Raw genomic sequence first — 14130 nt, 5'->3', positions numbered from 1 at the left:
GCCGCTCCTTACTGGCGATCGGCGCGCAGCAGCGCGACCAGCAGGTAAACGATCAGGCCGACGCCCAGCAGCAGTGAAACCCCATCCAGAACGCTCATTGATTTCCCCTCGGACCACAGTCAGGCGGCAAAGGCCGCGTGAGTGAATTGTCAGCAAGGGGGGCGTAAAGGAACGAGATCGAAGAAGCCCGGCGGGCATAAAGAATCTGTAAAGAAGCGCGGTAGCGCGGGCTTAGCTATGGCTAACCAGCCTTTTGCCCGGGGTTTCTGCGCAAGGACTGTAGGGCTTCAGACAGGGTTCAAGACGGCCGGGGCATGCCCGGGCCGTAATAAGGAAGGGTAAACGCCGGCCGCCCGCAACCGGGCGGGGGGCAAGCCGCAGGTCTAAGCCAGCCGCCGCATGGACAGCGTCATCTGCGCCATCAGATCCCGTTGCTCTTTCAGTGAAAGAACGACCTGGGCAATCGCCCGGCTGGTGCTCAGGTCAGACACAGGGATGCTTGCCACATACAGCTCGATCTCACCCGAAGACGGGTTGATCAGCTTCACCGACAGGCTGTCATTGGGAGCCAGGCCGCACTCGCACTTGCTGGGCAGAAAGGCAGTTTCAAGAACACGCTGCAACTCGGTTTTCGAATACATGGGCTTTCCTTGTCTGATTTCTCGTCAGACCACTATAGACAACGCTAATGGTAGCGCAATTGAGCAGCGACCGGTCATGCCGCCGGGCCGATGATCAAGACAGACATTTGGGCGCTAACCGGCATCCGAATGCCGTTCGGATTTGCGCTCAGCGAGGCAATCAAAGGCACAATGGCGCCAATCGAGGGCAAGACTGGCTCAGTCAGATTTGATCCGGCACCTCATGGAGTAAACAGCCAGACCTGGGAGGTCAAATGCAAGATGGTCAAGCGGTCAACCAGCAAGCGATAGACGCAGCGTTGATTGCCTTCTACCGCTACAAGATCGGAGAGTTAAGGATTCTTGATCTGGAGCGCGCAATGAGCTTTGAAGTCGGTGACGCCCTTTCCCGGAGCGGCTTGGTAAGGATCACAATCACACGCCTGGAATCGGGACGCTATCGACTCAGTGATAAGGGGGAGCATGCGATCACCGATGCCGGGCGTGCTCGACTGGAGGAGCTGCGTGGGTCATAGGGATCACACCGGCTTGGCATATGGAAAAGTTGAGGGCGACGTTTATCTGGCTTGTGCCATATGGGTTTGCGCGCATTTTGCGAATATTTTGCGCGAACACAAAAAAGCCGATCTATCTGATCGGCTTAAATGTCTGATTTTACTCAGGAATAATGGTCGGGACGGAGTGATTCGAACACTCGACCCCTTGCACCCCATGCAAGTGCGCTACCGGGCTGCGCTACGCCCCGACTCCGGTGGTGAAGCTCTTCCACTGCTGCGGAAGTGGTGAGGAATATACCCTAAGCTTTTGAATTATGGAAGCATTCTGGTTTTTTTGTTTCTCAGGACTTGAGTAACACCAGAACATCTTCCAGCTCGGCAATCATCTGCTGAATCATCTGCTTGTACTGCTGGGTGTCATCCTGAGGCTCGCCGCTGGTGAGGCGCAGACGCGCCCCGCCAATGGTAAAGCCCTGATCGTATAGCAGACCACGGATCTGCCGGATCATCAGCACATCCTGGCGCTGATAATACCGGCGGTTCCCGCGTCGTTTGACGGGGTTGAGCTGAGGAAACTCCTGTTCCCAATAGCGCAGAACATGCGGTTTTACCGCGCAAAGCTCGCTCACTTCACCAATGGTGAAGTAGCGTTTGCCCGGAATGGGCGGTAGCTCATGGTTATGGCTTGGTTCCAGCATAAGCTTCAACTCGGGCTTTCAACTTCTGCCCTGGACGAAAGGTGACTACACGGCGGGCTGTAATAGGGATTTCTTCCCCGGTTTTCGGATTTCGGCCCGGTCGCTGGCGTTTGTCGCGCAGATCGAAATTGCCGAAACCGGACAATTTCACCTGTTCGTTGTCTTCCAGCGCGTGCCTTATTTCCTCAAAAAACAGCTCGACCAATTCCTTGGCTTCGCGTTTGTTCAGGCCCAGTTCGTCATAGAGACGCTCGGCCATCTCAGCTTTCGTCAGAGCCCCCATACGTCATTTCCTTAACGTGGTGTTTAACCTCTCCTCAAGCGAGGTGAGGATTGCAAGCGTCGTTGCGTTGACCTCATCGTCATTAAGAGTGCGCGATGGATGCTGCCAGGTCAAGCCGACAGCGAGGCTTTTTCTATGCGGATCAATACCTTTACCTTGATACACATCGAACAGCCTGAGATCGGTGAGCCATTCACCGGCATTTTCGCGGATCACATCGAGAACCGCGCTGGCGGCAACATCGCGATCAGCCAGCAACGCCAGGTCACGGCGCACTTCAGGGAAGCGCGACAGCTCGCTGAACTTCGGCAGACGGCCTTCGGCAACTTCAGCCAGAACCAGCTCGAACACGAACACCGGGCGATCCAGGCCCAACTGCTTGGCTAACTCAGGGTGCAGAGCGCCCAGGTAGCCGACTTCGCGACCGTCGCGCTCGATCAGCGCGGTCTGGCCAGGATGCAGTGCCGGGTGTTTGCCTGCTTTGAAAGTAAAGGCGTTCAACGCCCCCGCGAAGCCCAAAACCGCTTCAACATCCGCCTTCACGTCGAAGAAGTCCACTGCATCACGACCCTGCGCCCAGCCTTCAGGCAGGCGACTGCCGCACACCACACCGGCCAGCATCGGCTGTTGCTTCAGGCCATCGAGCTGACCGACGAAACGCAGGCCGCTTTCGAACAGGCGCACACGGTCCTGCTGGCGATTGAGGTTGTGTTGCAACGCCTTGACCAATCCCGGCCACAGCGAGGAGCGCATCGCCGCCATGTCGTTGGAGATCGGGTTGGCCAGCAGCAGTGGCTGTACGCCCGGGTTGAACAGTTCAAACCATTTAGGATCGATGAAGCTGTAGGTGATCGCTTCCTGGTAACCACGAGCCACCAGCAGACGGCGCAGCTCCGGCAGGTCGCCACGCGCTTCGGCTTTGGCCTGAGGCGCCAGACGGGCTTGCGGGTAGCGAACCGGCAGGTGATTGTAGCCATACAGGCGCGCCAGTTCTTCGATCAGGTCGACTTCCAGACTGATATCGAAGCGGTGGCTTGGCACTTCGACACGCCACTGGCCTTCACCCTCACGGCTTGGCGTGAGACCCAGACCTGTGAGCAGGCGCTCGATCTGCGCCGCATCGATGGCCAGGCCCAGCATCTGCTCGACACGAGCAGCACGTAGAGTGATCGGCTCGACTTTCGGCAGGTGCTGTTCGCTGGCCGCCTCGATGATCGGTCCCGCCTCACCACCGGTGATTTCCAGCAACAGGCCGGTGGCCCGCTCCATGGCTTCACGGGCCAGTTGCGAGTCAACGCCGCGCTCGTAGCGGTGCGAAGCGTCAGTGTGCAGACCGTAGGAACGCGCCTTGCCCGCCACCGAGATGGTGTCGAAGAATGCGCTTTCCAGGAAAATGTCCTGGGTCTTGGCGGTCACACCACTGTGTTCGCCGCCCATCACGCCGGCGATCGCCAGGGCGCGCTGGTGGTCAGCGATGACCAGGGTGTCGGCACGCAGGGTGACTTCCTGGCCGTCGAGCAGGACCAGTTTCTCGCCCTCCTCGGCCATCCGCACCCGAATGCCACCGTTGATTTCGGCAAGATCAAACGCATGCAGCGGCTGACCCAGTTCGATCATCACGTAGTTGGTAATGTCCACGGCAGCGTCGATGCTGCGGATATCCGAGCGACGCAGGCGCTCGACCATCCACAACGGGGTCGGACGCGACAGGTCAACATTACGGATTACCCGACCCAGATAGCGTGGGCAGGCCTGCGGTGCCAGCACGTCGACCGGGCGCACTTCATCATGGCTGGCCGCAACGGCAGGCACTTGCACACGAGTGACCGGCGCGTCGTACAGCGCGCCCACTTCACGGGCTAGCCCCGCGAGCGACAGGCAGTCGCCACGGTTAGGGGTCAGGTCGACCTCGATGCTGGCATCGTCCAGTTGCAGGTACACGCGCAGGTCTTCGCCCACCGGCGCATCGGCTGCCAGTTCCAGCAGGCCGTCATTGCCTTCACCCAGTTCCAGTTCAGCGGCCGAGCACAGCATGCCGTTGGACTCGACGCCGCGCAGCTTGGCTTTCTTGATCTTGAAGTCGCCAGGCAGTTGCGCACCGATCATGGCGAACGGAATTTTCAGGCCGGGGCGCACGTTAGGGGCGCCACACACCACCTGAAAGGTTTCGCTACCGCTGCTGACCTGGCAAACCCGCAGTTTGTCAGCGTCAGGGTGCTGCTCGGTGCTGAGCACTTCACCAACCACAACACCGGAAAATACACCGGCGACCAGCGCCACGCTGTCGACTTCCAGACCGGCCATCGACAGACGGGCCACCAGCTCGTCGCGGGAGACCTGCGGGCTTACCCAGCCACGCAGCCATTGTTCACTGAATTTCATCCTGTTCTCCTGAAAGATTCTTTACCGGCACGACCTAGCGAAATTGCGCGAGGAAGCGCAAATCGTTGTCGAAGAACAGGCGCAAATCGTTGACGCCATAACGCAGCATGGCCAGACGCTCGACGCCCATGCCGAAGGCGAAGCCCTGGAACTGCTCCGGATCGATACCGGACATGCGCAGCACGTTAGGATGCACCATGCCGCAGCCCATGACTTCCAGCCAGCCGGTCTGCTTGCAGACCCGGCAGCCGTTGCCGCTGCACATCACGCACTCCATGTCGACTTCCGCCGATGGCTCGGTGAACGGGAAGTACGAAGGGCGGAAGCGTACGGCCAGCTCTTTCTCGAAGAACACCCGCAGGAACTCTTCGATGGTGCCTTTGAGGTCTGCGAAGTTGATGTCGCGATCGACCAGCAGGCCTTCGATCTGGTGGAACATCGGCGAATGGGTGATATCGGAGTCGCTGCGATACACCCGACCCGGGCAAACAATACGGATTGGCGGCTGCTGCGCCTCCATGGAGCGGACCTGAACCGGTGAGGTGTGGGTGCGCAACAGCATGTTGGCATTGAAATAGAAGGTGTCATGCATCGAACGGGCTGGGTGGTGGCCCGGGATGTTGAGCGCCTCGAAATTGTGGTAGTCGTCTTCGACTTCCGGGCCTTCGGCAATGCCGTAGCCAATATGGGTAAAGAACTGCTCGATACGTTCCAGAGTGCGGGTGATCGGGTGCAGACCACCGGTGGTCTGGCCGCGGCCCGGCAGGGTCACGTCAATGCACTCGGCGGCGAGTTTGGCGGACAGTTCCGCTTGCTCGAACGACGCCTTGCCGGCATTGAGAACCTCTGTGACACGTTCCTTGGCATCGTTGATCAGGGCGCCGACTTTGGGGCGCTCCTCTGCCGGCAGGTTGCCCAGGGTCTTCATCACCTGAGTCAGCTCGCCTTTTTTGCCGAGGTAGTGAACCCGGATTTGCTCCAGGGCATTGATATCTTCGGCGCTTTGCACAGCCTCAAGAGCTTGGGAGACCAGCGCGTCCAGGTTTTCCATGTACAGACTCCAGATACGAAATAGGGGAAGAGCCCAGGCTCTTCCCCTATTTATGACGTTCAATACCGGCCCGGAAAATCCGGGCCAGTGACTGTCGGGGACTTAGGCCAAAGAGGCTTTAGCTTTCTCGACAATCGCAGCAAACGCCGCTTTTTCGTTCACTGCCAGATCGGCCAGTACCTTACGGTCGATCTCGATGGAAGCCTTTTTCAGGCCAGCGATCAGACGGCTGTAAGACAGACCGTTGGTACGAGCACCGGCGTTGATACGGGCGATCCACAGAGCGCGGAACTGACGCTTCTTCTGACGGCGGTCGCGGTAGGCGTACTGGCCTGCCTTGATAACCGCTTGCTTGGCGACGCGGAATACGCGTGAACGCGCACCGTAGTAGCCTTTAGCAAGTTTCAGAATCTTTTTGTGACGCTTACGGGCAATGACGCCACGCTTTACACGAGCCATGAGTTACTTCCTCTTAATCTTGATCAAAATTAACGCAGGCGCAGCATGCGCTCGACTTTTTGCACGTCAGACGGGTGCAGCAAGCTGGCACCGCGCAGTTGACGCTTACGCTTGGTCGACATTTTGGTCAGGATGTGGCTCTTGAAAGCGTGCTTGTGCTTGATGCCGTTGGCGGTTTTCAGAAACCGCTTGGCTGCACCGCTTTTGGTTTTCATTTTTGGCATGTTCGGATACTCCGCATTCAATTGATAAACATAACCGCAAGGCCTGCCGTGCCCTGGTGGTTACTTCTTCTTTTTCGGGGCGATGACCATGATAAGCTGGCGTCCTTCCATCTTCGGATGCTGCTCGACGGTCCCGTATTCCACGAGGTCAGCTTCGACCCGCTTCAACAGTTCCATCCCCAGCTCCTGGTGAGCCATCTCACGGCCGCGGAATCGCAAGGAAACCTTGGCCCTGTCCCCGTCACTAAGGAAACGTACCAGGTTGCGTAGTTTTACCTGGTAATCCCCTTCCTCCGTCCCTGGACGAAACTTGATTTCTTTAACCTGAATCTGCTTCTGGTTTTTCTTCGCTGCAGCGACCTGCTTCTTCTTTTCGAAGAGCGATTTGCCGTAATCCATGATACGGCAAACCGGGGGCACTGCGTCGGCAGAAATTTCTACCAGATCCAGTTTCGCCTCATCGGCGATACGAAGCGCTTCATCAATAGAGACGATGCCAATCTGCTCGCCATCAGCGCCAATTAACCGAACCTCGCGCGCCGAGATATTCTCATTGATCGGGGCCTTTGGTGCAGTTCGTTTATCTTGTCTCATATCACGCTTAATAATAATTACTCCGAATCTTGGCGACCACGCCGGGAAACCGCTTGCGTAAGGAATTCAGCGAATTGGGCGACCGGCATCGAACCTAGGTCGGCGCCTTCGCGAGTACGCACAGCGACAGTTTGCGTTTCGACTTCCCGATCTCCGATAACGAGGAGATAAGGAACCTTGAGCAAGGTATGCTCGCGGATTTTAAAGCCGATTTTCTCATTTCTCAAGTCGGACTTGGCACGGAACCCGCTTTCGAGCAGAGTTTTTTCGACCTGCTGGGCAAAATCGGCCTGTTTGTCGGTGATATTCATGATCACCGCCTGGGTCGGAGCCAGCCACGCCGGGAACGATCCCTCGTAGTGCTCGATCAGGATGCCGATGAAACGCTCGAACGAGCCCAGGATCGCGCGGTGCAGCATGACCGGATGTTTGCGGCCGTTATCTTCGGACACATACTCGGCGCTCAGGCGGATCGGCAGGTTGAAGTCCAGTTGCAGGGTACCGCACTGCCAGACACGCCCCAGGCAGTCTTTCAGGGAGAATTCGATCTTCGGACCGTAGAAGGCGCCCTCGCCCGGCTGCAACTGATACGGCAGGCCGGCACTGTCGAGCGCCGATGCCAGTGCAGCCTCGGCACGATCCCACAGCTCGTCGGAACCGACGCGCTTTTCCGGACGAGTGGACAGCTTGAGCTCGATATCCTTGAAGCCGAAGTCTGCGTACACGTCGAGGGTCAGTTTGATAAATGCCGCCGACTCGGACTGCATCTGCTCTTCGGTGCAGAAAATGTGTGCATCGTCCTGAGTGAAACCACGCACCCGCATGATGCCATGCAACGCACCGGACGGCTCGTTACGATGGCAGGCACCGAACTCGGCCAGCCGCAGCGGCAGCTCGCGGTAGCTCTTAAGGCCCTGATTGAACACCTGCACGTGGCACGGGCAGTTCATCGGCTTGATGGCGTAGTCGCGGCTTTCCGACTCAGTGGTGAACATGTTGTCGGCGTAGTTGGCCCAGTGCCCGGACTTCTCCCACAAGCTGCGATCAACCACCTGTGGCGTTTTGATTTCCAGGTAGCCATTGTCACGCTGCACTTTGCGCATGTACTGCTCAAGCACCTGATACAGGGTCCAGCCCTGCGGATGCCAGAACACCATGCCCGGTGCTTCTTCCTGGGTGTGAAACAGGCCCAGACGCTTGCCGATCTTGCGGTGATCGCGCTTTTCAGCTTCTTCGATGCGCTGCACGTAAGCCGCCAGCTGCTTCTTGTCAGCCCAGGCAGTACCGTAGACGCGCTGCAGCTGCTCATTCTTGGCATCGCCGCGCCAGTAGGCGCCGGACAGCTTGGTCAGCTTGAATGCCTTGAGGAAGCGGGTGTTCGGCACGTGCGGACCACGGCACATGTCGACGTATTCTTCGTGATAGTACAGACCCATGGCCTGCTCGTCCGGCATGTCTTCGACCAGACGCAACTTGTAGTCTTCCTGGCGGGCAGAGAAAACTTCGATCACTTCGGCGCGCGGGGTCACCTTCTTGATAACGTCGTAGTCAGTGTCGATCAGCTGTTGCATGCGCTGTTCGATGGCCGCCAGGTCATCCGGGGTGAAAGGCCGCTCGTAAGCGATGTCGTAATAGAAGCCTTCGTCGATCACCGGACCGATCACCATTTTGGCGGTCGGATACAGTTGCTTGACCGCGTGGCCGACCAGGTGCGCACAGGAGTGACGAATGATCTCCACGCCTTCCTGATCTTTCGGGGTGATGATCTGCAGGCTGGCATCAGTGCTGATCAGATCACATGCGTCGACCAGCTTGCCGTCGACCTTGCCGGCCACGGTGGCCTTGGCAAGACCGGCACCAATGGACAGTGCGACATCGTAGACCGATACCGGATTATCGAAAGAACGTTGACTGCCGTCGGGAAGAGTAATGATGGGCATGGCGCCTCCTCTCCTAGTGGTGACCCCTACCAAAGGTCACGTGGGTTGGGATGAGCCAGTAGCGATTCGGTGGTATGCCTGCCTCACAGTGGCAGGAGCCCTCAGGCCAACCGGACCGAACCCGATAACTGGATTGTACGAAACGTCTGCCTGCAGGGGCTTATAGAGAAAGCCGCCATTGCGACAGGAGCGGCATCCTAGCACAACCCGCGCGCGTGATACCTGCCGACATGAAATTAGATCCTTTTCTTCTATCAGGCTGAACCGCCGCCGCCTCAAACCGTCTCACAAGACGCAAGCCAGTAAAAAGTCTGACCAAGGAGAACACCATGAAGCTTCCAAGCCCGTCTGCCCTCCTCGCCTGCATCGCCCTGGCAGCCCCGCTGGGCGCGCAAGCGGCCATGGACAACACGACCCGTAGCACGTTCATCAACGAATGCGTCAGTGCTGCCAAGGCGCAGAATCTGGATGAGAAGTCGGCCAAGGCTCACTGCGACTGCGGCGCCAAACAGGTCGATGGGCATTTCAGCCAGGCGGAGATCACCAAGCTCAATAACTCTGGCGAGACCCCGGACCCGCAGCTGACCCAAAAGCTGCGTACCTTGGTCGCCGAAAACTGTGTCGCGAAAAAGAACTGACTCATCGCGCCTGCAAAAGGAACGATCGCCGTGATGCAGGTCAAAAATCTGCACCGGTGATCGCTACAGGCGGTTTTGAAAAACACCCCGGCGCGCTCAATTGAACTATCATGACAGCGTGTGCCCAGCAGGCTGAGCGACACGTTACTGAAATTCATGTTTCCGGAGATGCACCATGTCCAATCGCCAAACCGGCACCGTCAAGTGGTTCAACGATGAAAAAGGCTTCGGCTTTATCACCCCTCAAGGCGGCGGCGACGATCTGTTCGTACACTTCAAAGCGATCAAGGCGGAAGGCTTCAAGAGCCTGAAGGAAGGACAGACAGTCTCGTTCATCGCTGCACGGGGCCAGAAAGGCATGCAAGCTGAAGAAGTCACTATTGTCTGATTTGGCACCGCATAAAAAACCCCGTTGATGTTAACGGGGTTTTTTTATGCCTGGAGAAGCGTCTGCTCAGCCGCAGTTGACGCGAATCACCTTGCCAGTGGCATCGGTATTGACGTTGACCCGTTCCGAGCGGTACTCCAGCGTGACCATATCGTTAGGGCCCAGGATGCGCGCATCCATCGCACCGGACTGGCTGCGAACCTGATTGAGCAATTCGAGCGTGGCCTGCTTGCCGACCGCCGACTGCGCGCCACCGGCATCGCAACGGCCATCACCGGCTGGACGCGCTGGCGCTTCAGCGGCCTTCGGCGCTTGGGATGGCGACTCGGGCGCGGATGTCGTGCTGCAGCCTGCCAGTAGCGATGTCACTGCGACAAAACCAAGTGTTGCGAATTTCCAGGGCATTACAGCCTCCTTTACCGATGAACAGGATCAGACCTTTTGCGACCACACGTAAGCGTATTGGTTGCACATAGCCGTCCGTGGGGCGGGAGTCTGCCCCAGTCGAGAGTTTACCGGGGTCGACAAAACGTCACAAAACGTTAATAGGTTCTTTGTGGTGACCCGCCATCCAATGCGTAAGTCGAAGTGCCAAAGAGGCGCGGTAGTGGTTTACTGCACGCGCCCGTTTTCAGCCAACAGAACGGGCTGCAAATAGCTGGACACCACACAGGACCATAGAAACATGTCAATCGTATCCATCGAAGCGGACATCAAGGCTCGCTGGCCGCAGGGGCAATGCGCGCACAGCCCCGGTTCCGCAGAAGAACTGGCAATCATTGCCATCGACTTGCTGATCAAGGAGCTGGGCACCGAAAACGCTCAAGCCTTTATCGGCCAGGTCTTGAGTCGCTACGCTGCACCGGCCATAGAAGCCTGAGGCCGGCATTCACTTCAGGCGCGCCAGACGCTCGCTGAGCAAGTCGAAAAACCCTTGAGCATCGCCATCAGCAACCCAGTACACGTTGTCGGGTTGCTTGAGGGTGCCGTACCAGTCTGCCACGGTCTGGCCAAAGCCAAGCCCCTCGCGGCTGTCGATAGCCAGGTTGACAGGCCTGCCCGAAAACAATTGCGGCTTGAGCAACCAGGCAATCACGCTGGCATCGTGCACAGGCCCGCCGGGCAAGCCGTAATGCTCCATGTCGAGTTTCACGTAGGCCTGCAGAATATCCTTGACCAGCTTGCCCGCCCGGTTACCCAGGCCGCCAATACGTGCAATGCGCGCGTCACTGGTGAGAATCTTGTGGGTGACATCCAGCGGAATGTAAGTCAGCTTCACGCCGCTAGCCAGCACCACCTGCGCGGCATGGGGGTCGGCAAACAGATTGAATTCGGCCACCGGGGTGATATTGCCGCCATTGAAGTGCGCACCCCCCATGACTACCACTTCCTTGATGCCCTGAGTAATTTCCGGCGCTTGGGTCAACGCCAGCGCCAGATTGGTCTGCGGCCCGAGCATGGCAATGGTGATACTGTGCGGCGCGGCATTGCTCAGCGTGCGAATCAGATAATCGACAGCATTGCCCTCAGCCAGCTTGGCCTGAGGCTCATAAACCTCAACCCCGGGCAGGCCTTCCTGGCCATGAACGTTTTCTGCGTAGATCGGCGGGCGCACCAACGGCCGTGGCGCACCGGCATACACCGGCACATTTTCGCGGCCGCCCCACTCCCTGGCCAACCGGGCATTGCGCGAGGTTTTGTCCAGCCGCACATTGCCCGCCACGGTGGTGATGGCCAGCAAGTTGAGTTCTTCAGGCGACGCCAGGGCCAGCAACAGTGCAACCACGTCATCGGCACCCGGGTCGGTGTCGATGATCAAATCACGCTTTTCTGCCGCCTGGGCAGTGGTTACCCCGAGCATGACCACCATTGCTACTCCTGCAATCAGTTGTTTGAACCTTGATATCCCTGTCATGCAGCACTCCTCGTTTATTCACTAGAAAACAACACCCGCGACCAGCGCCACGTTGCTGTAAGGCTGGCATTCGCCGGTACGCACGATCGCCTTGGCCGTGCGACTCAAGACTTTCAACTCCTCATGGCTGACCCAGCTCTGCCGCCCCAACTGGCCGTCGATCTGCAAGGTCTCGATGACTTGCAAGGCCGGCGGCTGGACCTCGATCATTTCCCGCGCCAGTACATGGCTCTCGACCTGCATTTCGCTAAGCACCACATCCAGCACGGCGATAAAGTCCGGAACGCCGCGGGTCAGCGCCAGATCGATCAGTTCAACGCCTGGCGGCACCGGCATGCCTGCATCGACAATCAGCAGCACATCGCCATGCCCCAGCGACGCAATCACCCGTGACAGGGCAATATTGAGCAATGGAGTTTTCTTCATGACGCCATGAACCTCTTCACTTCATCCAGCACAGGAATCGAAGGTTGGGCACCCTCACGGGTCACCGACAGCGCTGCAGCCGCCTGCGCCAGACGCAATGCCTGCTCCGGCGCCTGCCCCCGGGCCAGGGCAGCGGCAAAACCACCGACAAAGGTATCGCCCGCCGCCGTGGTATCCACGGCCGACACGCGGTGGGCGGCACTCTGCTGCACGCCGGACTCGTTGACCCACAACACCCCTTGCCCACCGAGCGTGACAATCACGTTCGCCACCCCCGCGCTCAGCAGAACACCTGCTGCGGCCTCGGCCTCGGCTACCGAGCTAACCGGCAAGCCGCTCAGCGCCTGAGCCTCGCTTTCGTTGGGAATCAGGTAGTCGATCAGACCGTACCAGTGCGCAGGCAGCGGCTCACTGGCCGGGGCGGGGTTGAGAATCACCGTACAGCCCAGCTCACGCGCACGTCGCAGGCTGTACTCAACAGTGGCTAGCGGGACTTCCAATTGGCAGACAACGACCTTGGCCGAGGCCAGCAGAGCATCGAAACGCTCAACCGAGGCCGGGAGCAATTCGCCGTTGCCGCCCGCCACGATCACAATCGCGTTCTGGCCATGCTCATCAACCAGGATTGACGCGATGCCGGTATTGACCCCTGGTACACAACAGACGCCCTGACAGTCGATCCCTTCATCAAGCAGCGCATCGCGCAATTGCTTGCCATAACCATCATCACCAACGCAGCCGATCATTGCCACCTGACTGCCCAACCGCGCTGCAGCAACCGCCTGATTGGCACCCTTGCCACCCGCTACGGTGACAAACGAACGACCGGTCAACGTCTCGCCCGGACGCGGCAGACGCGGCGTACGCACCACCAGGTCCATGTTCAGGCTGCCGATTACCACTACTTGTTCTTGCATGATTGTGGCCTTGCCCTCTCATCCAAACCGGATTGTTGTGCTGGCCAGCCTGCAACGGCTGACCGGATCGTTTTAAAGCGCAGCGACTGGCGCGGTGGACTCCCGCACCACCACGTCGGGCCTGATCAGCAATTTTTCAACAGGCTCCCCCGGGTTGGCGATGCGCCGTAACAGCCGCTGCGCAGCGGCCTCGCCCAACTGCATGATCGACTGGCCGACCGTGGTCAGGGCCGGGTACACGAACCGACTGAGTTGTACATCGTCAAATCCGATGACCGACAGCGCTTGCGGCACGCTGATACCACGCTCGGCCGCGGCACGCAGAACACCGATGCCAATCATGTCGTTACCGGCGAAAATCGCCGTGGGTCGCTCACCCGCCAGCAAGGCGGCGGCCGCCTGGTGCCCCGCCGGGCTGGTGAAGTCGCTGTACAGCGCCCATTCCTGCCGGGCAGACACACCCGCCTGCTGCAACGCGCGCCGATAACCGGCCAGGCGCATGGCGGTGACGGCGGCGTGTTGCGGGCCAGCAATGCAAGCAATCTGCCGATGCCCCAGCTCCAGCAAATGGCGGGTCGCCAGCCACGCACCCTGCTCGTGATCGATGCGAACCAGATCGGCATCCACGCCTGCCAGCTCACGGTCGACGATCACCGTCGGGGTGCGCACCGCCGCCAAACCGCCGGCAATCCCCGCATCGCCATCCACGGAAGAAACGATCAGGCCATCGACGCGCTTTTCCTGCAGTACGCGCAAGTAATTGCGCTGTTTCTGCGGGTCGTCGTCGGAGTTGCAGAGAATCACACAGAAGCCGTTACGCTCGCAGTGATCCTCGATGCCTCTGGCCAGCTCCGCAAAATACGGGTTCATGCCGTTAGGCACCAGCAGCCCGATGGTTGCAGTGGCCTGAGCCTTGAGTGAACGGGCCACGGCGCTGGGTACATAGTCGAGCTGAACGATGGCCGCCTCGACCTTGAGACGCACCGCCTCACTGACCGGTCGGCTGTTATTCAACACGTGAGACACGGTTGTGTAGGAAATGCCCGCAAGGGCGGCCACGTCTTTGATAGTTGCCAT

19 protein-coding genes and 1 tRNA gene are annotated in these 14130 nt (G+C 58.9%); 4 read left to right on the top strand and 16 right to left on the bottom strand.

Going from position 1 to position 14130, the window contains the following annotated elements; genetic code table 11:
* Nucleotides 1-8: 8 nt before the first annotated feature.
* Complete coding sequence (gene kdpF / locus PSCI_RS28735; protein ID WP_084710038.1) at nt 9-98, bottom strand: K(+)-transporting ATPase subunit F; 90 nt, start codon at nt 96-98, stop codon at nt 9-11.
* Between the two features lie 285 nt (nt 99-383).
* Nucleotides 384-641: a DUF1652 domain-containing protein gene (locus PSCI_RS19935; RefSeq protein WP_045490393.1), complete on the bottom strand. Its 258-nt coding sequence runs from the start codon at nt 639-641 to the stop codon at nt 384-386.
* A gap of 254 nt (nt 642-895) precedes the next feature.
* On the opposite strand from PSCI_RS19935, the gene PSCI_RS19930 reads away from it, so the two are divergent.
* Nucleotides 896-1156, top strand: coding sequence for a hypothetical protein (locus PSCI_RS19930; RefSeq protein ID WP_045490391.1), 261 nt, complete (start codon nt 896-898; stop codon nt 1154-1156).
* A gap of 153 nt (nt 1157-1309) precedes the next feature.
* On the opposite strand, the gene PSCI_RS19925 is transcribed toward PSCI_RS19930, so the two are convergent.
* The 9 genes from PSCI_RS19925 to thrS form a co-directional block, all read right to left on the bottom strand.
* Nucleotides 1310-1386, bottom strand: a tRNA-Pro gene (locus tag PSCI_RS19925).
* Between the two features lie 93 nt (nt 1387-1479).
* Nucleotides 1480-1836, bottom strand: a complete 357-nt coding sequence (locus PSCI_RS19920) for a MerR family transcriptional regulator (protein WP_045490390.1) — start codon at nt 1834-1836, stop codon at nt 1480-1482.
* Complete coding sequence (gene ihfA / locus PSCI_RS19915) at nt 1817-2119, bottom strand: integration host factor subunit alpha (protein WP_045490388.1); 303 nt, start codon at nt 2117-2119, stop codon at nt 1817-1819. Before ihfA ends, PSCI_RS19920 begins: the two co-directional genes overlap by 20 nt.
* 3 nt (nt 2120-2122) lie before the next feature.
* Complete coding sequence (pheT, locus tag PSCI_RS19910) at nt 2123-4501, bottom strand: phenylalanine--tRNA ligase subunit beta (RefSeq protein WP_045490385.1); 2379 nt, start codon at nt 4499-4501, stop codon at nt 2123-2125.
* Between the two features lie 34 nt (nt 4502-4535).
* A complete protein-coding gene (gene pheS / locus PSCI_RS19905) occupies nt 4536-5552 on the bottom strand; it encodes a phenylalanine--tRNA ligase subunit alpha (RefSeq protein WP_045490383.1) in 1017 nt (338 codons plus the stop codon).
* 102 nt (nt 5553-5654) lie between these two features.
* Nucleotides 5655-6011: a 50S ribosomal protein L20 gene (gene rplT, locus PSCI_RS19900; RefSeq protein WP_045490382.1), complete on the bottom strand. Its 357-nt coding sequence runs from the start codon at nt 6009-6011 to the stop codon at nt 5655-5657.
* 29 nt (nt 6012-6040) lie between these two features.
* A complete protein-coding gene (gene rpmI / locus PSCI_RS19895; RefSeq protein WP_045490380.1) occupies nt 6041-6235 on the bottom strand; it encodes a 50S ribosomal protein L35 in 195 nt (64 codons plus the stop codon).
* 60 nt (nt 6236-6295) lie between these two features.
* The gene (gene infC, locus PSCI_RS19890; protein WP_173426720.1) at nt 6296-6847 is read right to left on the bottom strand and encodes a translation initiation factor IF-3; all 552 of its coding nucleotides are present in this window, start codon (nt 6845-6847) and stop codon (nt 6296-6298) included.
* On the bottom strand, nt 6847-8769 hold the full coding sequence (thrS, locus tag PSCI_RS19885) for a threonine--tRNA ligase (RefSeq protein ID WP_045490378.1): 1923 nt from the start codon (nt 8767-8769) through the stop codon (nt 6847-6849). Before thrS ends, infC begins: the two co-directional genes overlap by 1 nt.
* A 329-nt stretch (nt 8770-9098) precedes the next feature.
* Between thrS and PSCI_RS19880 the strand changes: the two genes are divergently transcribed.
* Nucleotides 9099-9407 (top strand): hypothetical protein, encoded by a 309-nt coding sequence (locus PSCI_RS19880; protein ID WP_045490376.1) that lies wholly within the window; start codon nt 9099-9101, stop codon nt 9405-9407.
* 175 nt (nt 9408-9582) lie between these two features.
* Complete coding sequence (locus PSCI_RS19875; RefSeq protein ID WP_045490374.1) at nt 9583-9795, top strand: cold-shock protein; 213 nt, start codon at nt 9583-9585, stop codon at nt 9793-9795.
* 66 nt (nt 9796-9861) lie between these two features.
* On the opposite strand, the gene PSCI_RS19870 is transcribed toward PSCI_RS19875, so the two are convergent.
* Nucleotides 9862-10200 carry an I78 family peptidase inhibitor gene (locus PSCI_RS19870; RefSeq protein ID WP_045490372.1) on the bottom strand — a complete coding sequence of 113 codons (339 nt, stop codon included), beginning with the start codon at nt 10198-10200 and terminating at the stop codon, nt 9862-9864.
* Between the two features lie 280 nt (nt 10201-10480).
* Here PSCI_RS19870 and PSCI_RS19865 point away from each other — a divergent pair, with 280 nt between their 5' ends.
* Complete coding sequence (locus PSCI_RS19865) at nt 10481-10675, top strand: hypothetical protein (protein ID WP_045490369.1); 195 nt, start codon at nt 10481-10483, stop codon at nt 10673-10675.
* 9 nt (nt 10676-10684) lie between these two features.
* On the opposite strand, the gene PSCI_RS19860 is transcribed toward PSCI_RS19865, so the two are convergent.
* The 4 genes from PSCI_RS19860 to PSCI_RS19845 all read right to left on the bottom strand — a co-directional run bounded on the left by PSCI_RS19860 (nt 10685) and on the right by PSCI_RS19845 (nt 14130).
* Complete coding sequence (locus PSCI_RS19860) at nt 10685-11665, bottom strand: nucleoside hydrolase (RefSeq protein WP_231906602.1); 981 nt, start codon at nt 11663-11665, stop codon at nt 10685-10687.
* 66 nt (nt 11666-11731) lie between these two features.
* A complete protein-coding gene (gene rbsD, locus PSCI_RS19855) occupies nt 11732-12136 on the bottom strand; it encodes a D-ribose pyranase (RefSeq protein ID WP_045490365.1) in 405 nt (134 codons plus the stop codon).
* Nucleotides 12133-13053, bottom strand: a complete 921-nt coding sequence (gene rbsK, locus PSCI_RS19850; RefSeq protein ID WP_045490362.1) for a ribokinase — start codon at nt 13051-13053, stop codon at nt 12133-12135. The genes rbsD and rbsK overlap by 4 nt, the downstream gene beginning before the upstream one ends.
* A 72-nt stretch (nt 13054-13125) precedes the next feature.
* Nucleotides 13126-14130 carry a LacI family DNA-binding transcriptional regulator gene (locus PSCI_RS19845; protein ID WP_045490357.1) on the bottom strand — a complete coding sequence of 335 codons (1005 nt, stop codon included), beginning with the start codon at nt 14128-14130 and terminating at the stop codon, nt 13126-13128.

The sequence above is a fragment of the Pseudomonas sp. StFLB209 genome (genome assembly GCF_000829415.1).
Taxonomy (GTDB): Bacteria; Pseudomonadota; Gammaproteobacteria; order Pseudomonadales; family Pseudomonadaceae; genus Aquipseudomonas.
The sequence above is the reverse complement of the archived record's forward strand: the minus strand, read 5'-3'. Positions and strand labels throughout refer to the sequence as shown.